This window comes from Thermomicrobiales bacterium (assembly GCA_023954495.1).
GTDB lineage: Bacteria > Chloroflexota > Chloroflexia > Thermomicrobiales > CFX8 > JAMLIA01.
The window spans coordinates 1-20,115 of sequence record JAMLIA010000024.1; the positions used below are offsets into that span (position 1 = coordinate 1).

The following is a 20,115-nucleotide window of genomic DNA, read 5'->3' on the forward strand; positions in this document are numbered from 1 at the left end:
CCATACGAAGCGCCGACAGCACCAGAGCTGAGTCTGGATACCGTCGGGCACACGCCGGACGACAATGCCGAGCGCATCATTGAATATCTGGTCGCGCAGGGCTTTGTGCGCTCGATGGAACGATGGACGAACCAGATCGAGCTGCCAGTTCCAGCCCAACCCGTCTGATCGAATTGCTGCCCCCCGACCGTTAGCGCTTCTTGCGGCGGTCGGGGGTTGGCATGTTCGTCAGCAGGCTGCCTGTGCCACGATGGCGATCGTAGTTCGTGAACCCGCCGGGGTACTCTCGAACATAGCCGTCGGAAAACTCGATGATGCGATTGCAGATACGGTCGAGGAAGTAACGATCGTGCGAGATCGTCAGGATCGTGCCGCCAAAGTCGAGCAGTGCGTCCTCCAGCTCCTCAATTGAGCCAAGGTCGAGGTTGTTGGTCGGCTCGTCGAGCATCAGGAAGTTCGCACCGCCGAGCACCATGAGCGCGATCTGCAATCGGCTGCGTTCGCCGCCGCTCAGCTTGCCAATTGGCGTCAGCGCGTCCTCGCGCGTGAAAAGCAAGCCAACGAGAAAGCCAATCGCCTGCTGCTCCGTCATGGGTCGCTGCGAGCGCACCAGCTCCAGAGGCGTCTTCGCCGGGTCAAGGGTCTCCTGCTCCTGCGCGTAGTAGCCGGGCGCAATCGACGGGCCAATCCGCACGCGTCCGCCGGTCGGCTCCTCTCGACCGAGGATCAGCCGGAAGAACGTCGTCTTCCCGGAGCCGTTCTCGCCTACGACACCAACGCGCTCGCCGTGCGTCAGCTCAAGATCGAACGGACGGATGATCTGCCGATCGCCGTAGGACTTCGATAGCCCTTTGATGTCCAGCACCAGGGATGAGCCGCGCTCGGCATTGAACTCGACTTCCATCCGTCGCCGGTCCAGAACCGGCACCGGCGTGTCGGCCAGGCGCTCCCGCTCGATCTCCAGGATCCGCCAGCGGTTGCCGGCACGCGCGGCGAACTTCGGATTCTGTCGGGCCCACTGCGTGAGCTGCTCGGCGCTAGCCTTCAACTTCTTGATCTCGCGTTGGCGAAGCTCATACAGTTGTGCGTTGCGCTCCAGGCGAGCACGCTTCTGCTTGACGAAGGCGGTGTAATTGCCTGGGTACTCAACGACACCGCCATCCTCCAGCTCGACAATGCTGGTCGCAATCCGATCGATAAAGTAGCGATCGTGCGAGATGACGACTGTCCCGCCGCTCCGCTGCCCCAGATAGGATTCCAGCCAGGTCTTCGCGTCGGCATCGAGGTGGTTGTCCGGTTCGTCCAATAGCAGCAGCTCGGGCTCTTCGAGCAGGCAGCAAGCGAGGCCGACGATCTGCTTCTCGCCGCCGCTCAGCGCGTCGGACGGCAGATCCCACCGATCGCGCGGCAACCCGAGTGAGGCCAGCGTCTGCTCCACCCGCACGTCGGCCGGGACACCGGCATTGGCATCGGCGCGTTCCAGGAGCTCGGCGTAGGCCGCCAGCACCGACTCAAGCTCATCGTCGTCAAGCTGCTCACCCATGCGCTGTTCGAGCTCACGGAGCCGCGCATCGACCTCATCGGCTTGCCCCCCGGCGAGCGCGACGATTTCGCGGACCGTGTGCTGCGGATCCAACGCCGGCGTTTGCGGCAGGTACGCCACGCGCAGTCCACGCTGACGCGACACGGAGCCGCTCTGCGGCTCGGCCTCACCAGCCAGCAAGCGCAGCAACGAGCTCTTGCCCGAGCCGTTTTCGCCCACGAGCGCGATCCGGTCGACATCACGAACGGCAAACGTGAGATCGCTGAAGATCTCGTTACCGCCGTAAACAACACTGACGCTACTTGCCTGTACGAGGATGGGCACGCTTTCCCGCGCCTCCCGTTGATGACTACTGCACGATCCCTCAATTGATGTCGCGACAGCGTATCACGCGCAGCGGGTGACACGAATGCCCCGGCTATCGATCGTCGATGCCGGGGGATTCGGGGGGTGTGGGGGATGGAGTATTGGGCTTTCGTTAGCGAGCCTTGCGGAAGATCGCGATCCAGTCGCGCTTGCCGCTTGTGCGCTGAAGCTCGAACTTCTTCTGCTCTACGAGCATCTCAACCAGAAAGTTGTCCATCGTGTGTCTCCTCTTTCGTTGATTCCGTACGTTCTGCTACCGCGTCCAGTGAATAGCCGGCGAACCGGCTCGATGTCGGTTCTGATGGCCAACGAAGCAAAGCGGGATTGGTGAGCTCCTCCGACCAGATGTTGACCATTTCGACATAACCATCGTCCTGTTCACGACCATCACCTTCTAACTGATAGAGACTATAACTTGATTCATCACCATTGTCAACTGGTTATGAACTGATTCTTAGAATTGGTGCATGGTCGATGCCCAACGGTTCAGATCAGCCCGTAATCCGGCTTCAGTTTCGTCAGGAATCACCACGCGCTACCATTACGGGAACGTTGTTGTCCGTCGTTCCGACCAGTGGAGGCCCGACCCGCCGGTGCTTCGTGAACTCGCGATCCACAACCTTGCAGTCATCCAGGAGACGCGACTCTCGTTCGCGCCGGGATTGAACGTCCTTACTGGCGAAACCGGTGCCGGAAAGTCGATGGTGATCGATGCGCTCGGGGCGGTGCTCGGCGCGCGGACATCTGCCGAAGTCGTCCGGACCGGTGCGTCCAGCGCCTGGGTCGAAGCCGTCTTCGACATCGTCGACGTACGGGGGCGCGAAGCGCTCATCGCGGAGCTGGCAGACATTGGCATCGTTCAGGATGTCGACGAGCCACTGATCCTGAGCCGCGACATCAGCGCGGCTGGCCGATCCACCGCCCGGATCGCGAACCGCACCGTCACCGTCGCCACGCTCGCGCGCATCGGCCAGTCGCTGGTGGATATCCACGGGCAGAGCGATCACCTGTCGCTCCTGCGGCCACAGGTTCAGCTGGAGCTGCTTGATCGCTACGCCGGGACAATCGAACAACGGCTGGCACTAGCAGGGGCACTCAACGCCTGGCGGCACTTGCGCGCACGAATTCAGGACTTTGACGACGAGCAGCGGCAACGCGCTCAGCGCATCGACCTCCTTCAGTATCAGTCTGACGAGATCGAAGCGGCTGCCATCCTGCCGAATGAAGACGAGCTGCTCGGCCAGGAGCGCACCCGATTGGCGAACGCCGAGCGCTTGATGCAGGCGTCGGCAGACGCGATCGCGGCGCTCAATGGCGACCCGACATCGACTGAGCCGACGGGTGCGCTCGACCTCCTTCGCGTATCCGGGCGTATCCTCGGCGAGATCACTGGCCTTGACGTCGGCATCGAACCGACGCTGACGCGCTTGAATGACGCGCTCTATGTGCTCGAAGATGTCAGCTCAGACGTGCGCAACTACGCCGAACAGGTCGAGATTGACCCGCAACGCCTCGAAGTTGTCGAAGAACGCCTCGATCTCCTCCGCCGCCTCAAGCGCAAGTACGGACCGACGCTCGATGATGTCCTGGCCCACGCGGCGAGCATCGCCGACGAATTGGCGCAGCTCACCGGCGGCGAGGATGACATTGATGCACTCCGCACTGCCGAAGCACAGCAGCGTCGCGCGTTGGGCATTGCGGCAATACAGCTTTCGAACGCGCGCAAGGCGGCTGCGACGCAGCTTGCCAGCAAGGTCGAAGACGCGATCCACGAGCTCAACATGGGCAGAGCGGCTTTCGAGGTCCGCTTCGAGACGCGACCAGATCCGGACGGTGTTGACGGGCCAGACGGCAAGCCAGTTGCGATCGATCCGACCGGTGTCGATCAGCTGACGTTCTACCTGGCAACGAATCGCGGCGAAGATCCGCGTCCGCTGGCGCGCATCGCATCCGGCGGTGAGACGGCGCGGCTTATGCTGGCGCTGAAATCCATCCTCTCCGACGCCGACGAGACGCCGGTGCTGGTCTTCGACGAGGTTGACGTCGGCGTCGGAGGGCGCAGCGGGCAGGTCGTGGGTGAAAAGCTGTGGGGCCTGACCAGTCGCCACCAAGCCATTGTCATTTCACACCTGCCGCAGATCGCAGCGTTTGCCGACCATCACATCACCCTGGTAAAGACGGAAGAGGAAGAGCGTACCGTGACGACGGCGCGAACCATCGACGGTAGCGAGCGTATCGATGAGGTCGCGGCCATGCTCGACGGCACGCCGATCACGCCCGAATCACGCGCCAGCGCAACGGCACTGCTGAAGCGCGCCAGCGACTGGAAACAGAGGCGCAACGCCAAAGCGCGATAAGGCGACTGATATAATCGCGGCGCTTCCGGAGCCCCGTGAGGCGCTACCAGAAAGGACTTCCAGCAGATGCAGCCGAACATGCGAATGCTGCAGCAGATGCAGAACCGGATTCAAAAGATTCAGGGCGAGCTTGGCGAGACAATCGTCGAGGGCACAGCCGGTGGCGGCATGGTGACGGTCCACGTGACCGGCCTGAAGGCGGTCGTGGGTATTAAGATCGCACCCGAAGCACTTGATCCTTCCGACGCCGAGATGCTGGAAGATACGATTCTCGCTGCCATCAATGACGCGATGGAGCGGGCCGAAGAGTTGGCCGCCGACAAGATGTCGGCCGTCACCGGCGGGATGCGTATCCCCGGTCTGATGTAAGCGCTTCCGCATACGACTTTGCTGGTGAACCGGCGGCGCGACGCGCGGCCGGTTTTGCGTTGGCGCGGGAAAACGCGAGCAGCTCCGCCAGCACGAGCAGCATGAACAGCAGCGTCCCGCTCGCCGGCGTCAACGTGCCGATGCCATGCAAGACGAAGCAGGCCACGATAAACATCGCCAGCAGGTAGCCTTGTCGACGAGCCCGCATCACGTCGTGCTTGTGGGCGACATCGCGGCACGCCCGCAGACCAACGGTAAACGACACGAGCGTACAAATCGTCGCCAGTGCGACGGTCAACGTGAGGATGAAGAAGAGAAACTGCCCGAGCGACGGCGGAGTGCCCGGCTGCAGGAACGCGAGTGCGAACCCGAGCGTTGCCCATCCAGCAATCGCTTCGACGTCGTACAACGGGATGTTGGTCCAAAGTCGCAGCGGAACGAACGTCGCCGCTGGAGCCAGAAACAGCAGGAGGTAGGTCACGATCGCCTCACTGCTGAGCATGCCGTGCTGACCGACATCGGCAATGAATATCAGCCGACCCAGCGTTATCCACATCAGCCCGATAACAACGACGGCAATCAGGCCGCCTACGATTCGCTGCATGGTGTACGTACTCCTCGCATCAGAGTGTAGCAGGCAGACGATATGGGCACGAGTCACCGTACAATCGATCGCTATACTTGGGCAGGTGGCCCGACGAAATGATCGAGGAGCTTCGTTCGTCTCATGCGTTCAGCACAACCGCTCGACATCTATATCGGTGACGTGGTTCGGCTGCGGAAGCCGCACCCATGTGGCTCCTACGAATGGTCAGTTGTGCGCCTCGGTGCAGACATTGGCCTGCGCTGCCACGGCTGCAACCGGCGCGTCCTGCTGCCACGTCGTGAGCTTGAGCGTCGGCTGAAGACCTTTGTCTCGCGCGGCGAGGGGTATGTTGCCCCAGCGATCGATGCCGAACCATCGACCGGGGCATTCGGTCAGTGACGTCGAAGCGGGACGCTGGAGTCGTCGAAGTCCTGCGAAATCAGGCGTTTTTGCGCCTGTGGATCGTGCAAGCGCTGTCCCAGACAGCGCAGAACATGATCAACTTCTCGCTACTCATCCTTGTTCGCCAGATCGTTGAAACGCAGCAGCTCGCACAAGCAAACACAGCGATATCGCTGCTCGTGCTGGCGTTCTCATCACCAGCCGTGCTTTTTTCGGCGGTCGCCGGTGTCGTGGTGGAACGCACCGATAAGCGGACCGTCATGGTTGTCTCGAACGGACTGAGGGTCGTCGGCGTGCTCGGCTTCCTGGCACTCAACCCGTCGTGGCCGCCGGTTCTCACGTTGGTCGCGCTCTATCTCATTACGTTCTTCCTCGGGACGGTCGGGCAGTTCTTCGGCCCTGCCCAGGCGGCGGCAATCCCGACGCTCGTCGATGCACGGGAGCTGCTGAGCGCGAACGCGTTGTTCAATCTGACGTTCACGGGATCACAGATCCTCGGCTTTGCCGCACTCGGGCCGATCGCGATCAAGGTCCTTGGTGTGCAGAACACACTGATCGGCATCCTCATCCTGTACATCCTGACGACCGCGCTCGCACTGCTGCTGCCGAAGACGCCACCTGTCGCGCGCCCGGTCTCGGAAGAGGGCTCAGCCTGGCGCAGGTTTGTCGACGAAGCGCGCGAAGGGGCCGTATTCGTTCTGCAGAGTCCGGTGCTGATTAAGGCGATCATCTATCTAACACTGGCGACAACGACCTACCTGATGATCGCCGCACTCGGCCCGGAATTCATCGTCAGCGTGCTGAAGCTCCCCAGCGAGGACATCGCCTACATCGTCGCTCCGGCCGGGCTGGGCGTCGTCGCCGGCGCGCTGCTGGTCAATCGCGTCGCCCGACTGATCCGACCGATCCGGTTGGTCGATTACGGCATCATCTCAGCCGGTATCTGGCTGGCGCTCTTTGCTCTGAGCGAGCCGATTGCGGGTGTCCTCGGGCTTGCTGAAAACAGCGTCGCACTCGGCGTCACGGTCTTCGCCGTCTTCTGTGCTGCCATGCTTGGCATCTCGAACGCGTTCATTCTGGTGCCAAGCCAAACGCTGCTGCAGGAGGGCAGTCCTCAAGAGGGGCTTGCGCGGGTTTACGCGACGTACTTCACGATTTCGAACATCGCCTCATTTGCGCCGGTGCTATTCGCTGGAGCATTTGCCGACCTGTTCGGCGTGTTGAAGGTGATCGTCTTTATCGCCGTGCTGCTGATTCTGATCGGCCTGTATAACCTGCGGCGGGTCGTGCCACCAGATCACGTCGTCATGGCGAACAGCGCGGCAGACGCAGATGGTTAGCGCGCTCTAGGCTGTGCGCAGGCGAGACCTCAACATCAGGTCCAGCAACGCCATCCGGATATAGACGCCGTTGCGCGCCTGCCGGAAGTAGGCAGCGCGTGGATCTGCATCGACGATCGTGTCGATCTCATCAACGCGCGGCAGTGGATGCATGATGATCGCGTCCCGCCTGAGAAGCGCGAGATGCTCCTCGCCCAGCCGATACGACCCACTCACCCGTCGGTACGCATCGACACTCGGAAAGCGTTCCTTCTGCACGCGCGTCATGTAGATGACATCCGCGCGTGGCAACGCCTCTTCCAGATCGTGCAGCTGTTCCCAGACGACGTTGTGCGCGTCGAGGTACGCCAGGACATCCTGCGACATCTCAATGCCCGGGGGCGCTACAAGCAGAATGCGACAACGCTCAGTTCGGGTGAGCAGCATCGCCAGCGACCTCGGCGCTCGGCCAAAGCGCAAGTCGCCCACCAGCGCGATAGTCAGATCATCAATCCGATGCAGCTCGTCGTAGATCGTGTACAGATCCAGGAGCGCCTGCGTTGGATGCTCGCGCGGTCCATCGCCGGCATTCAGGATCGGCACTGAGGCGACGGATGCCGATGTCTCGGCCGCGCCGGCAAGCGGGTGACGAATAGCGATGGCATCGGCATAGGACTCAACGATGCGGATCGTATCTTCGAGCGATTCGCCTTTGACGGCGGAAGACGTGTGGTCGGCGCTTTCCGACGAGATCACCTCGCCGCCAAGCCGCAGCATGGCGGATTCGAAGCTCAAGCGGGTGCGGGTGCTCGGCTCGAAAAAGAGCGTCGCCAGAATCTTCCCTTTGAGGCGATCATCCCCGCCAGAATCTGCGATGCGGCGCATCTCCCGGGAATGCGTCAGGAGCTCCTGGAGGTCTCCTCGACTGAACTGATCCACTCGCAGGATATGCCGAGGTAGCATCGCGCCTCCATTGTCGTGTTGTCATCCACAGCCGCATCGCTGCCGATTATAGCCCTCGGCGATCAGCGCAACGTGCTCGGCAGGATATTCAGCTCGGCACGATACTTCGCGACCGTTCGTCGAGCGATCCGCACACCGCGGCGATTGAGCAGCTCAACGATGCGCTTGTCGGTCAACGACTGCTCTTCGTTCTCGATCATCTCCTTGATCATGTCCTTCACGCTCAGCGACGGGGTAAAGAAGTCACTGAACGGAATGACCTGCCGAGTCGGGAGCATGACGTACTTGTTCGCAGTCGCTCGCGACACGGTCGACTCGTGAACGCCGACCTGCGTCGCAACCGTCGCGCGAGTAAGCGGTCTCAGCTTCCGCACACCACCGCGCAAAAAGTCCTCCTGCATATCCGCCACGCATCGCGAGATGCGTGCAAGCGTTTCGTGGCGCTGCTTGACGTTGCCGAGGAAGAGACGCGCACGGCCGACGTGGTCGCGGACATGGCTGCGCGTCTCCGAATCCATGTCGCTCGACTTGCGGCTTGCCTGCGCGACCTTCGCCATCTGATCGTAGATGTCGTTCACACGCAAACGCGAGTAGCGCGATTCAACGACTTCGATGATCAGCTCACCGTCCTTGATGCTGATGACCACGTCGGGTGCGACGTACCCGTCCTCAACTGGCGATCGCCACTGTTGAGCTTCCTGCCGTTGCAGGGGAAACGGCGTCAAGCTACTGCGAATGTAATCGCGAGCCTCTTCGATAACGTCGGCTGTTACGCCGAGCTCGCGGGCGATGAGTCCGAACTTGTGACTGCCCAGGTCGTCGAGATGATGGTCGACAATTTCGAACACAGCTTCGGGAATGTCGGCGTCGTTTTCGGCCAGATAGCGCAGCTGCAAGAGCAGGCACTCACGCAGGTCGCGAGCCCCGACGCCGACTGGCGCTAGCGTCTGGATCGCCCCGAGCGCCTCTTCGATGTCCTGTGCCGTGGCATTGAATAGCCGCGCGACGTCACGCAGGTTCGCGTCAACGTATCCGCGCTCGTCGAGTGAATCCAGCAGGTACTCGGCAATAGGCAGAAGGTCGCCGCCGATGAGTGTTGGCAAGTCAAATGCGACACGGTCTCGCGGACTGAGGTTGTCACCAACCAGCGTCATGGGGTCAAAGTCATCCGAATCATCGCGGGTGATCGACGCTTGATAGGCAATCTCAGGGTAGTCCTCCCAGGAGTCCTGCTTCTGCTGTTCTGCGTGATTGATCATGCAGGTGGCGCAGAACGTTCCTTCAAGGATCCCGCCGCAGCGTGGACAGATCTGTTCGTTGGATGCTTCGAGTGCGGGGTTCTCGTCAAGCTCCTGATTAATGACTGCTTCCAGTTCCTGCCGCGAGAGGCTCAGGATGTAATTGGCCTCAATCAGGCTGGGGGAAATCCATTGTCGTTGTTCAGTAATGAGGTCATATCCGGCTTGCATACGTGACACGGCCAGTGACCCTCCCTCCTGCCATACGACCGCTTGAAACGTCGCGGATCGCAGGTCGTGAACATCGTATCACATCCGTGGCCTGATTCTTGCTATACGTGGAAATGTTCTCAGCACCGACAGACATGTTTCGCGCTAGCAGCGTAAATCGACCAGAATAGCGTCTGCTATGATGGCGATGTGGCTATCTCTCGATAGTTCATTGCGCGTGTGTCGTCCGCAGAAGCGAGCAGGAGAGCGTGTTCGACAAGGTCATACCGCTCGGCAGCACCAACGGGATTCCGATCAGGGTGCATCCAACGTTTGCGCTCGTTTTGCTGTGGGTGGTGTACGAGTGGGGTATCCGCGCGCGTGGCGGCGTAAACGGCGCTGCATTTGGTCTGATTATTGTGCTGGTGGTGTTTTGCTGCGTCCTGCTCCACGAGCTCGCGCATGCCGTTGCAGCGCTCCGCTACGGGGTGCATGTCGAAGACATCACGCTGCTTCCAATAGGCGGAGTCGCGCGGTTCGAGTACACACCCCTCACGCCGCGGGCCGAGACGGTCATCGCGCTGGCAGGTCCAGCCACGAACATCGCTATCGCGCTGGCGCTTACACCATTCATCTTGATGATCTCCGCCATCCGTGCGGTTTCCGATCCAATCGACATCCTGCTCATTTCCAGTGAGCTTTCGCCGGCAGGGTTCATCCTGCAGCTCTGGCTGGCGAATATCCTGCTCGCGATCTTCAATCTCCTGCCAGCCTTCCCAATGGATGGCGGACGCGTGTTGCGCGCGTTCCTGGCGTCGTTTCGCAGCCGCCTCCAAGCGACCAGAATCGCGGCAATCATCGGCGCTGCGCTCGCCTTGTTGATGGCGATTGGTGGCTTGTTGATTGGCGATTATGTGCTGATCCTGGTCGCTGTCTTCATCATTGTCTCCGCATCGATGGAGTTCCGGATGGTCGCGACCGAGATGTCACTTCGCGGTCTGCCGGTCGGCCAGTACGCGCTCTGGGACGGCGGCGGCGTTCAGCCGAACGAAGCGCTGCTGACCGCCATCTCCGGAGGCCCGCGCGATGTCGTTGTCGTTGAGGACGGCGTCGTCGTCGGTATGCTCTGGCGGCGCGACATCATGGCCAACCAGACAAGTCGGCATCGTTTGCGCGTGGCGGACCTGATGGATGCGAACGTCCATGCTGTTGAAGCCGACGATTCGCTCTACGATGTCCATCAATGGTTGATGCTTGCGGACATCCCGGCCGTGCCGGTTGTCGAGAATGGGCGTTATCGCGGGGTGTTTACGACCGACCGCCTCTGGCACGTTTACGATCATGTTCAGAGTCGGCAATTTGCCTGGTATCGCTCGGGGATGCGTCTCCTGCGTCGGAGTCTGCGTCTTGCCTGAGGCGCACATCGACGAGATGGTATACACTATCTGCTAATGAGTCTCAGTACCATCCAACAATCATTCGCACTTGCGGTACTGAACGAACAGGTGTACGATACTTTGAACACCACCCCAGCGCGAGCGCGAAAGGACGCGGCCGCATGAAAGTTTCTACCCGCGGAGAATACGGACTTCGAGCGATGGTCGCTTTGGCGCGTACGTACGGTGACGGGCCCTCGGCCCTGTCGACAATTGCGCACGATTCGGCTGTCCCGCAGTCGTACCTGGAGCAGCTTCTGGGCATGCTCCGGCGCTCCGGTCTGGTGGCGTCTACGCGTGGCGCGCACGGTGGCTACGAACTGGCACGCGAGCCGGCAGCGATCCGCGTCGGCGACGTGTACCGTGTCCTTGAGGGCCCAATCGCCCCCTGGGATTGCGTCTCGGAAGTTGAGCCGGATGAGCAGTGTCCGTTAATTGACGGCTGCGCGACGCGATCTGTCTGGCTGAAAGTGCGCGACAACATCATTGATGTGCTCGACTCCACCACCCTCGCAGACCTGATCAATCCACACCAGGAGCAATCCGCTCAAGCGTCACAGGCCGAACCTTCGAGCCACGCACCGGCCTGACGACTCGATCTCAGATCAGGATACGCCGTGGATTCTCGCACCCGAATCTATCTCGACCACGCCGCCACCACGCCGGTGGATCCAGATGTCGTGAACATCATGCTGCCATTCTTCACCGAGCGCTTTGGCAACCCGTCCAGTGTCTATGAGACGGGTCGTGATGCTCACGTTGCCCTCGATTGGGCCCGCTCTACCGCCGGCACCCTGCTCGGCTGCGCACCGCAGGAAATTATCTTCACCAGCGGCGCAACGGAATCGAACAACCTGTCGATCAAGGGCGTTGCCTGGTGGCATCACTTCAACAAGCCAGAGCGCAAGCGCATCGTCGTTTCAGCAATTGAACATCACGCTGTCTTGCACTCAGCCGAGGCCATGGAGCGTCATGACTTTGAAGTCGTGGTGGTGATGCCTGATGCAGATGGCATCGTCCAACCGGAGACTATTCGACCGTTCATCACGGAGAACACCTGCCTGGTGTCGGTGATGCTGGCGAACAATGAGATCGGCACGATTCAGCCCATTCGTGAGATTGCCGAGATCGCTCACGCTGCCGGAGCAATCATGCACACCGACGCTGTCCAGGCAGTTGGCGCGATTCCGGTGCTTCCCAACGAGCTCGGAGTCGATCTTATGTCGATCACCGCGCACAAGTTCTACGGGCCAAAGGGCACTGGCCTGCTCTATTGCCGGGCGGGTTCGCCGATCGACTGGCAGCAGCACGGCGGCGGACAGGAAAACACGCGCCGCGCCGGCACCGAAAACCTCGCTGGAATCGTTGGGACTGTCTCTGCAATGCAGTTCGCCATTGACGAGATGGACGAGCGCACCGCACACAGTCGAAGGCTGCGCGATCGCCTGCTAGAGGCGATCCTGGAGCGTGTGCCGAATGCACAGCTCAACGGCCATCCCACCTTGCGGCTGCCGAACAATGCCAACATCGCTTTCACGGGCGTCGACGGACCAGCACTTCTGCTTGCCCTGGACATGGTCGGCATCTCAGCATCCAGCGGATCGGCCTGTACTTCGGGCTCAACTGAGCCATCCCACGTGCTGACCGCGCTGGGTATCGAAGAGGCGCGCGCGAACGGCTCTATCCGGCTCACTGTTGGCAAGGACACCAGCGACAGCGACGTTGATACGGCAGTCCAGGAAATCGTCTCGGCAGTCGAGCGAATCCAGAACCTGGCAGCGATCACGTCGTAATCTTGCTGAGGACGTCATCGCTCGGCTCAACAGCGTCGAGCGGTGGCAACGCATCCAGCGATGCCAGACCGAAGAACTGCAGAAATGATGCGGTCGTTCCGTACTCGACCGGGTTACCCGGCCCGACTCGGCGGCCACGCGCTTCCACTAGTTCGCGCGCGACAAGCGTTGCCAGCACCCCACTCGAATCGACGCCACGGATCGCCTCGATCTCCGGACGGATAATTGGCTGCCGATAGGCAACGATGGCCAGCGTTTCCAGTGCCGCACTGGAGAGTTTCACCTGACGTTCAATGCCAAGTAGACGCTCGACCGCCCGTCCATAGCGCGGGACGGTCACCAGCCGCACCCGGTCTCCATCACGCTGCAACGTGATCCCCCGTGGCTGTGTGCGAAGATCTTCTTCCAGCGCTTCGATGGCCCGACGTATGTCTCGCTGACTCCACTCCAGCGCCGCAGCCAGCGTCGGGACATCCTCGGCTTCGCCAGACGCGAAGAGCAGCGCCTCAATTGCCGGAATCGCCTCGTCGATTGGCACAATATCCAGCGCGAGCTGCTGGTCAGTCATCGGCGAACACTCCCGATCCGGATGGTGTGACTTCGATATCGGTGAAGAGGCCGTCCTGATGCACGTCGATATCGCCCCGTCGCCAGAGCGCCAGGAGCGCGATGAAGCCGACGATGGTCGATTCGCGGTCGGCAGATTCGATCAACTCGCGGAATGGTCGAGGTCGTCGCAACCGATTCAGGTTCGCCGTTATGCGATCCAGCATCTCCCCGATCGTGACGATCCGCCGCAGTGGCGCCACCTGCGCATCCGGCACCATGCGCGCCAACGAGCGGGCGAACGCACGCTTGAGCGACGCTACTGGCGGCGCTACAAACACGAGGCGAGTTGGAGTGTCGGCACGCGGAGGACGGCTGAACGAGCGTAGCCCCTGCTCGTGTGTCTCGCGAAGCGATTGGGCCACAAGCTTCATCTGCTGGTATTCGCGCAGTTGCTGCGCGAGGTCGTCGGCACTCGGCTCTTCCTCGGTCGCAGGTGGGCGCGGCAGCATGGCGCGCGACTTGAGCACCAGCAATCGCGCAGCGATGCCGGCGAACTCAGCCAGCAGTGCCGCAGGCGGGCGCTCCATCGCCTCAATGTAGGCCAGAAACCCGTCGGTCACCGCGACCAGGGATAGGTCAGAGATGTCCAGTCGCTCGCGTTCGATGAGTGCGAGCAGGACATCCAATGGCCCCTCAAAGCTCGGTAGCCGCAGCTGGTAGCTCTCCAGCGTGACGGGTGATCGTCGATCGCTCACTGCGCCGCTCCGTCGTCTGCTCGCTGCAGCATCGCAAGCGCAGCATCCGACTTGGCAGCGTCCTTGTCGGCGTGGGAGCGAATGAGTTCGCACACGCGTGCATTCGCACCAGTACGGGCTGCGAGCTCTGCGCCAAGCGCTGGATGATGCAGATTCAGCCAGAGGCCGTGGCGTAGCCAGTGTGCGTTCCTGCGAGCAACCCGATGCAACAACCGGCTCAGCCGACCCTGCAACAGCACAGTAGTCGTGCGATGGAGAACTCCAATACGATGACGCTCATCCGCTTTGCCGACATCATGGAGCAATGCAGCTTGCAGAACATCTCTGTCATCGCAACCCATGGCGCGGAGTGTGTCATAGACCATCAGATGATGGCGGCGGTCGAACGGTGTCAGACGGGAAAGCAGGGACCACTGAGCATCGTTGGCCAGCAGGCGACGGAGGCGACATCGACCGCCGGATCGGGTCGACTGCGCAGTGCAGCGATTCCCTGCCGCAGTCGTTGACCTGCAGCACGAAGTGGTTGCTCCAAGCCTCCGGGCGCCACGGTAAGTACGCGAATCACAACGGCACTGATCCGACGATGGCGGTTCGCAGCAGGTCATACACCGGCGAGTACATGGCGCTAATCACTTCTGCGCCCGCACGACCGCCGACGATGACAACCGCGAAGAGGACGATGAAGCCATAACGTTCCATCGGGGCAGTGAACTGATACCAGAACGACGGCAGAATGCCGTTCAGAATCTTCAGACCATCCAGCGGCGGGATCGGGATCATGTTGAACGCGGCAAGCAGCAAATTGACAAAGATCATCTGCGTCACGAGCACATCGGCGAAGCCAACCGGCTCCGCATTCAGCAAACGTAACGGCAAGACGAACAGAATCGCCAGTAAGACATTGGAGGCCGGGCCGGCCAGCGCCGTCAGCGCCATACCGCGATGGCCCCAACGCAGGAGACCGGGATTCACTGGCACCGGCCGGCCCCAACCAAATGCCGGCCAGCCAATCGCAATCATCATCAGGCCGATGAAGCCAATCGGGTCGAAGTGAGCGATGGGGTTGAGGGTGATGCGGCCGAGGCGAGCGGCTGTCGGGTCGCCTAGCTGGTACGCCGACCAGGCGTGGCAGAACTCATGGATCGTGACAGCAACGACGAAGGCGATGACCCGCGCCAGGATGACATCACTTGACAGGGTCGAGCCGAACATACCTTCGTAACGCTACCTTCTTTTCGCTGGCACACCACCAAGAGTCAGTAAACACCAGACGAGATGACGAATGCCACGGCGTGGGCCGTGGCATTCGAGGTTGGACGTAAGACTGTGAGATCAGGCGCTGGCGGTTGTGATGTTCGCCTTCGACTGATCCGCGCCCGACCCTGGATACAGGTGGCAGGCCACAAAGTGGCCGTTGCCCTGGTCCGAGAAGATCGGGTCAATCTCCCGACACACCGGCATCGCATATGGACACCGTGTGTGGAAGTGGCAACCCGATGGCGGGTTGATCGGGCTCGGCACGTCGCCGGTCAGGATGATGCGCTCACGACGCCGTTCCACGACCGGGTCCGGAATCGGCACAGCCGAAAGCAGCGCCTTCGTGTACGGGTGCAGTGGATCCTCGTACAACGCTTCACGGTCGGCGAGCTCGACGATCTTGCCGAGGTACATCACCGCGATGCGGTTTGAGATGTGCTTCACAACCGACAGGTCGTGGGCGATGAACAGATAGGTCAGATTGAATTGCTCCTGGAGGTCTTCCAGCAGGTTCACGATCTGCGCCTGAATTGACACGTCCAGGGCCGAGACCGGCTCGTCAGCGACGATGAAGTCCGGGCTGGCTGCCAGCGCTCGGGCAACGCCGATGCGCTGTCGCTGACCACCGGAGAACTCGTGCGGATAGCGGTTGGCGAAGTACGGGTTCAGACCGACGGTCTCCAGCAGTTCCTGCACCCGGCGGTTGCGCTGTTCGCGCGGAACCAGGTTATGAATCTGCATCGGCTCGGAGATGATCGATCCAACCGTCATACGCGGGTTCAACGATGCGTATGGGTCCTGGAAGATCATCTGCAGGTGACGGCGCATCTTGCGCATGTCGCCACCATCAAGCTTGGTCAGGTCGCGGCCCTGATAGACCACCTCACCAGATGTCGGCTTGTAAAGCTGCAGGATCGCACGACCCGTCGTGCTCTTGCCGCAGCCAGACTCACCGACGAGACCAAGCGTCTCACCACGGCGGACGGAGAACGACACGCCATCCACGGCCTGGACTGCGCCGACCTTGCGCTGGAAGATGATGCCCTGCGTCAGCGGGAAGTGCATCACAAGGTTCTTGACGTCAAGAAGTACTTCGTGATCGTTGCCGGCCTGGGTTTCTGCGGGCACTGCTGTTTCAGTTGCCATTATGCTCGCGGTCCTTCCTTGCTGACCTCTTCCCAGTACCAGCACGCGGACTGATGGCCCGCGCCAACGTTCATCAGCGGCGGGTTCTGTTGCTCACACTTTTCGCGAGCATAGTCACACCGCGGGAGGAACGGGCACATATCGGGAAGATCGATAAGGTCTGGCGGAAGGCCACGAATCGGCTCCAGCCGTTCCTTGCGCAGGGAGTCAAGGCGCGGAATCGAATTCAACAGACCAACCGTATACGGATGTCGCGGATTCGCGAACAGCTCTTCTGTCTCTGCCGTCTCGACGATATGTCCGGCATACATCACCTGGATGCGGTCCGACATACCAGCCACGACGCCGAGGTCGTGGGTGATCAGCATGAGCGCCGTGTCGTGCTCAGCCTGCAGATTTCGCATGAGGTCGAGAATCTGCGCCTGAATCGTCACGTCGAGCGCCGTCGTTGGCTCATCGGCGATCAGCATCTTCGGATTACAGGAAAGCGCCATGGCGATCATCACGCGCTGGCGCATACCACCAGAGAACTGGTGCGGATACTGATCGACGCGCTGCTCAGCATTCGGAATACCGACCATCTTGAGCAACTCAATCGCCCGATTGCGTGCCTGGCTCTTGCTCATCCCCATATGGAGTTCGAGAGACTCGCTGATCTGCCGATTGATCGACAGCACCGGATTGAGCGACGTCATCGGGTCCTGGAAGATCATTGCGATCTTGTTGCCCCGAACGTGGCGCATCTCTTCGTCGCTCATTCCGAGGATGTCTTCACCCTCGAACGAGATCGACCCGTTTACGATTTTGCCCGGCGGGCTGGGGATCAGTCGCATCAGCGACATTGCCGTGATGCTCTTGCCACTACCAGACTCACCGACGACACCGAGCGTTTCGCCCGGCATGATCTCAAATGAGACGTCATCCACTGCTCTGACGACGCCGTCCTGCGTGAAGAATTGAGTCTTCAGATTCTTCACCTGGAGTAACGGTTCCATCGTTGCTCCTTCGCCTCCCGCCCCCGCAGGGTTTACCTAGTCTGTACGACCGCGCCTACGATACTCCGAATCAGGCCCCGACACTCGCTCAACCAAGCGGTATTCGCGTGTGCCGATTCCCCTTGGCGCGACCGTGCGTAGCGCCGGTTACCTGTGATTCGGGTCTCAATCTGTGCTGGCCTCTGGCGCAGTATAGCACGCTCCAAAAAAAGGCCGCAAACGTTCGGAATCGGCAATCACGTTGCTGTCAAACCGCCGATCACCCATTTGTCACGGGCGAACTGGCACCTTTGTCAGCAAGTCACCGTACCGTTGGTCCTCACCCTTCACGCATGAGAAGAATACTTCCTGAATTCTCTGCGTGATCGGGCCACGCTCGCCGTTTCCGACCGGTCGCCCGTCGATGTTGCCGACCGCCGCAACTTGCGCACCTGTGCCACACAGGAACGCTTCGTCCGCGACATACAGCTCAGAGCGATCAATCTCCCGCTCTTCAAGTGCAATACCGAGATCGCGCGCGAACTTGGCAACTGTTCGTCGGGTGATGCCTTCGAGGATGTCGCCATTCACCGGTGAGGTGATCAGCGTGCCGTTGCGCACGATGAACAGATTTGCACCGCTGGCCTCGGCGATCTTGCCGCGCTCGTTGAGCATCAGCGCATCGTCGAACCCGGCCTCGGCAGCCTGGTCTTTGGCGAGGCTTGAGTTGATGTAGCCTCCGGTGATCTTGGCGCGGCTGGGGATGATGTTGTCGGCGATGCGCGTCCAGGCTGAGACCATCAGGCGCAGCGGGTGATCCATCGCGAAGTAGTCATCGAGCTGGATGACGTAGATCGCGATCTCGTCCTTAATGCCCTTCAGGTGTGGTGTCAGCTCGATACCCGCTTTATAGATGAAAGGACGGATATACACGTTCGAGTGCGGATTGTTCTTCGCAACGAGATCCTGAATGACGCCGGCCAGACCGTCCGCGTCCAGCTTCAGCTCACTCCGCAGAATACGGGCGCTATTCATCAGCCGCCGCGTGTGATCAGGAAGGCGAAAGATGTTGATCGTCTCGCCGCTGACATCCATATATCCGCGGATGCCGCCAAACGCGCCCGTTCCGTACTGCAACGCATGCGTCGCAATACTCACCTTCGCCTGGTCAGCTGGGACGATCTCACCTTCAAAATAGGCATACGGCTGGAGGTCAATCTCCACGCCCGGCTCCAATCTACCGCTCTCGCCTGCCGCAATCGCGGGCTCGTTTCCGCGCCGCCCGCGAACCGATTGCGCGGGACGATCACCACAACGCGCGCATTCTAGCACCGTCGCTGTGTGCGGTTGTCGCCAGACCGCCGAAACCTGCCTCTAATATGGATGTCGAAAGGTCGCTTCGGACTCCGAAATGTGCGATCCGATGGAGTGCTTTTCACCGAGATGACCGCGACCTGTTCGGCGGTCGATGATCGCACCTGCCACAATGCCAACAACGAACCCGACAGCGAGAAGTATTGCGCCCATTGCCGCGCGTCCTTTCCGCCCGTGCCACACAAGGGACGTGTCGCCGGACGATGTCTTGCTCGCATTGTCGCGTCGCAACTGTATGGTGTCAATTGGAAGGCGTGGGCACGAGATGGCCAGCTGCCGCATTGACGTTGCTGACAACGAGTCCGTATAACTGCGCGGCTCTTCCGGCGAGATAGAGGACGTTCGTGGTGGAACAGACTGACCCACAATCTGACGAAGGCAAGCGACTGGCATCCTGGATCGGGTTCCAGCGCGTTCCGGGTATTGGCCCAGCTCGCCTCGCTCGACTCATCTCGCTCTTCGGCACAATCGACAACGCGTGGGATGCCTCGGTTGCCGACCTTCGCGCAGTTGGCGTATCGGCTGAAATCGCCCGCGCGATTCACGACACGCGCGAAGCACTCGATATCCGCGCAGAGATTGACCGGATGAACCGCGTCGGCGTCCACGCGATCACCGCCGACAGCAACGACTATCCGCGGCTCTTGCAGCATGTGCCCAGCGCTCCGCCAGTGCTGTTCGCGAGGGGTAGCATCCTGCCAGTCGATGATGTCGCGGTTGCGATTGTCGGTACGCGCAGGGCGACGCACTATGGCATCGAAATGGCGGCCAGGCTCGCTGCTGATCTCGCTTCTGCCGGGGTCACTGTCATCAGCGGGCTTGCCTACGGCATCGACACCGCCGCGCACCGTGCGGCTGTTGACGCGGGCGGGCGGACAATCGCAGTGCTGGGCAGTGGACCCGACACGATCTACCCGCCTCAAAATCGTCGTCTGGCCGAGCGCGTGATAGAACAAGGCGCTCTGGTGAGCGAGTATCCGGTCGGGACCAAGCCGGACGCGCGCAACTTCCCGGCACGCAACCGGATCATTAGCGGGATGTCGCGAGGCGTGATCGTCGTCGAAGCGCCGACAGCGAGCGGCGCAATGCTGACGGCGTCGTTTGCCGCAGACCAGAGCCGCGATGTCTTCGCAGTGCCGGGTCAGGCAACGGCGAACTCGAGCGCCGGTTGCCACGCACTCATACGTGACGGAGCGACACTCATCACTGACGCATCGCAGGTTCTGGAGCAGTTGGACCTCGCCAACCATAAGTCGCACGTTCAGGTCCGGTTGACGCTGCCGGAATCTGCCGGTGAGCGCATACTCTATGAGTTGATCGGCACGGATCCTTTGCATCTGGATGAAATATGTCTAGCCAGCGGGAGACCGATCTACGAGGTGACCGGAACACTGCTCGAGATGGAACTTAAGGGTCTTGTCCGCCAGACGGCCCCACAGCATTACGTTCGGGCCTGAGGATTGCGAGGAGATCGCCAG

Annotated in this window: 18 protein-coding genes; 8 read left to right on the forward strand and 10 right to left on the reverse strand. The window is 61.0% G+C overall.

Annotation, left to right across the window (positions count from 1 at the left end; genetic code table 11):
- Positions 1–190 precede the first annotated feature (190 nt).
- Complete coding sequence (locus M9890_06665; GenBank protein MCO5176639.1) at positions 191–1,867, reverse strand: ATP-binding cassette domain-containing protein; 1,677 nt, start codon at positions 1,865–1,867, stop codon at positions 191–193.
- A gap of 635 nt (positions 1,868–2,502) precedes the next feature.
- On the opposite strand from M9890_06665, the gene recN reads away from it, so the two are divergent.
- Together recN and M9890_06675 are read left to right on the forward strand one after the other, a co-directional pair.
- Complete coding sequence (gene recN, locus M9890_06670) at positions 2,503–4,266, forward strand: DNA repair protein RecN (GenBank protein MCO5176640.1); 1,764 nt, start codon at positions 2,503–2,505, stop codon at positions 4,264–4,266.
- Positions 4,267–4,332: 66 nt separating this feature from the next.
- The gene (locus M9890_06675) at positions 4,333–4,635 is read left to right on the forward strand and encodes a YbaB/EbfC family nucleoid-associated protein (GenBank protein ID MCO5176641.1); all 303 of its coding nucleotides are present in this window, start codon (positions 4,333–4,335) and stop codon (positions 4,633–4,635) included.
- Here M9890_06675 and M9890_06680 read toward each other — a convergent pair.
- On the reverse strand, positions 4,601–5,239 hold the full coding sequence (locus M9890_06680; protein ID MCO5176642.1) for a hypothetical protein: 639 nt from the start codon (positions 5,237–5,239) through the stop codon (positions 4,601–4,603). The two genes, M9890_06675 and M9890_06680, sit on opposite strands and share 35 nt — an antisense overlap.
- Before the next feature lie 123 nt (positions 5,240–5,362).
- Between M9890_06680 and M9890_06685 the strand changes: the two genes are divergently transcribed.
- Together M9890_06685 and M9890_06690 are read left to right on the forward strand one after the other, a co-directional pair.
- Positions 5,363–5,620, forward strand: coding sequence for a DUF951 domain-containing protein (locus M9890_06685; protein MCO5176643.1), 258 nt, complete (start codon positions 5,363–5,365; stop codon positions 5,618–5,620).
- Complete coding sequence (locus tag M9890_06690; GenBank protein MCO5176644.1) at positions 5,617–6,963, forward strand: MFS transporter; 1,347 nt, start codon at positions 5,617–5,619, stop codon at positions 6,961–6,963. The genes M9890_06685 and M9890_06690 overlap by 4 nt, the downstream gene beginning before the upstream one ends.
- Before the next feature lie 6 nt (positions 6,964–6,969).
- Here the strand turns inward: M9890_06690 and pyrB are convergent, their stop codons facing one another.
- Positions 6,970–7,905, reverse strand: coding sequence for an aspartate carbamoyltransferase (pyrB, locus tag M9890_06695; GenBank protein MCO5176645.1), 936 nt, complete (start codon positions 7,903–7,905; stop codon positions 6,970–6,972).
- Between the two features lie 62 nt (positions 7,906–7,967).
- Positions 7,968–9,374 carry an RNA polymerase factor sigma-54 gene (gene rpoN / locus M9890_06700; GenBank protein ID MCO5176646.1) on the reverse strand — a complete coding sequence of 469 codons (1,407 nt, stop codon included), beginning with the start codon at positions 9,372–9,374 and terminating at the stop codon, positions 7,968–7,970.
- A 248-nt stretch (positions 9,375–9,622) separates the two neighbouring features.
- Between rpoN and M9890_06705 the strand changes: the two genes are divergently transcribed.
- The 3 genes from M9890_06705 to M9890_06715 all read left to right on the forward strand — a co-directional run bounded on the left by M9890_06705 (position 9,623) and on the right by M9890_06715 (position 12,582).
- Positions 9,623–10,768: a site-2 protease family protein gene (locus M9890_06705; protein MCO5176647.1), complete on the forward strand. Its 1,146-nt coding sequence runs from the start codon at positions 9,623–9,625 to the stop codon at positions 10,766–10,768.
- A gap of 143 nt (positions 10,769–10,911) precedes the next feature.
- Positions 10,912–11,379 carry an Rrf2 family transcriptional regulator gene (locus tag M9890_06710; GenBank protein ID MCO5176648.1) on the forward strand — a complete coding sequence of 156 codons (468 nt, stop codon included), beginning with the start codon at positions 10,912–10,914 and terminating at the stop codon, positions 11,377–11,379.
- 27 nt (positions 11,380–11,406) lie between these two features.
- Positions 11,407–12,582, forward strand: coding sequence for a cysteine desulfurase (locus M9890_06715; GenBank protein MCO5176649.1), 1,176 nt, complete (start codon positions 11,407–11,409; stop codon positions 12,580–12,582).
- On the opposite strand, the gene scpB is transcribed toward M9890_06715, so the two are convergent.
- From scpB to M9890_06745, 6 genes are all read right to left on the reverse strand, one after another.
- Positions 12,572–13,150 (reverse strand): SMC-Scp complex subunit ScpB, encoded by a 579-nt coding sequence (scpB, locus tag M9890_06720; GenBank protein MCO5176650.1) that lies wholly within the window; start codon positions 13,148–13,150, stop codon positions 12,572–12,574. The genes M9890_06715 and scpB overlap by 11 nt on opposite strands.
- Entirely contained in the window at positions 13,143–13,886 is a 744-nt protein-coding gene (locus M9890_06725; GenBank protein ID MCO5176651.1) for a segregation/condensation protein A, read from the reverse strand. The genes scpB and M9890_06725 overlap by 8 nt, the downstream gene beginning before the upstream one ends.
- A 561-nt stretch (positions 13,887–14,447) precedes the next feature.
- Positions 14,448–15,098, reverse strand: a complete 651-nt coding sequence (locus M9890_06730) for a site-2 protease family protein (protein MCO5176652.1) — start codon at positions 15,096–15,098, stop codon at positions 14,448–14,450.
- 120 nt (positions 15,099–15,218) lie between these two features.
- The gene (locus tag M9890_06735) at positions 15,219–16,208 is read right to left on the reverse strand and encodes a dipeptide ABC transporter ATP-binding protein (GenBank protein ID MCO5176653.1); all 990 of its coding nucleotides are present in this window, start codon (positions 16,206–16,208) and stop codon (positions 15,219–15,221) included.
- 80 nt (positions 16,209–16,288) lie between these two features.
- Positions 16,289–17,284, reverse strand: a complete 996-nt coding sequence (locus tag M9890_06740) for an ABC transporter ATP-binding protein (GenBank protein MCO5176654.1) — start codon at positions 17,282–17,284, stop codon at positions 16,289–16,291.
- Positions 17,285–17,554: 270 nt separating this feature from the next.
- On the reverse strand, positions 17,555–18,487 hold the full coding sequence (locus M9890_06745; GenBank protein MCO5176655.1) for a branched-chain amino acid transaminase: 933 nt from the start codon (positions 18,485–18,487) through the stop codon (positions 17,555–17,557).
- A 497-nt stretch (positions 18,488–18,984) separates the two neighbouring features.
- On the opposite strand from M9890_06745, the gene dprA reads away from it, so the two are divergent.
- On the forward strand, positions 18,985–20,094 hold the full coding sequence (gene dprA, locus M9890_06750; GenBank protein MCO5176656.1) for a DNA-processing protein DprA: 1,110 nt from the start codon (positions 18,985–18,987) through the stop codon (positions 20,092–20,094).
- The last annotated feature ends 21 nt before the right edge of the window (positions 20,095–20,115 follow it).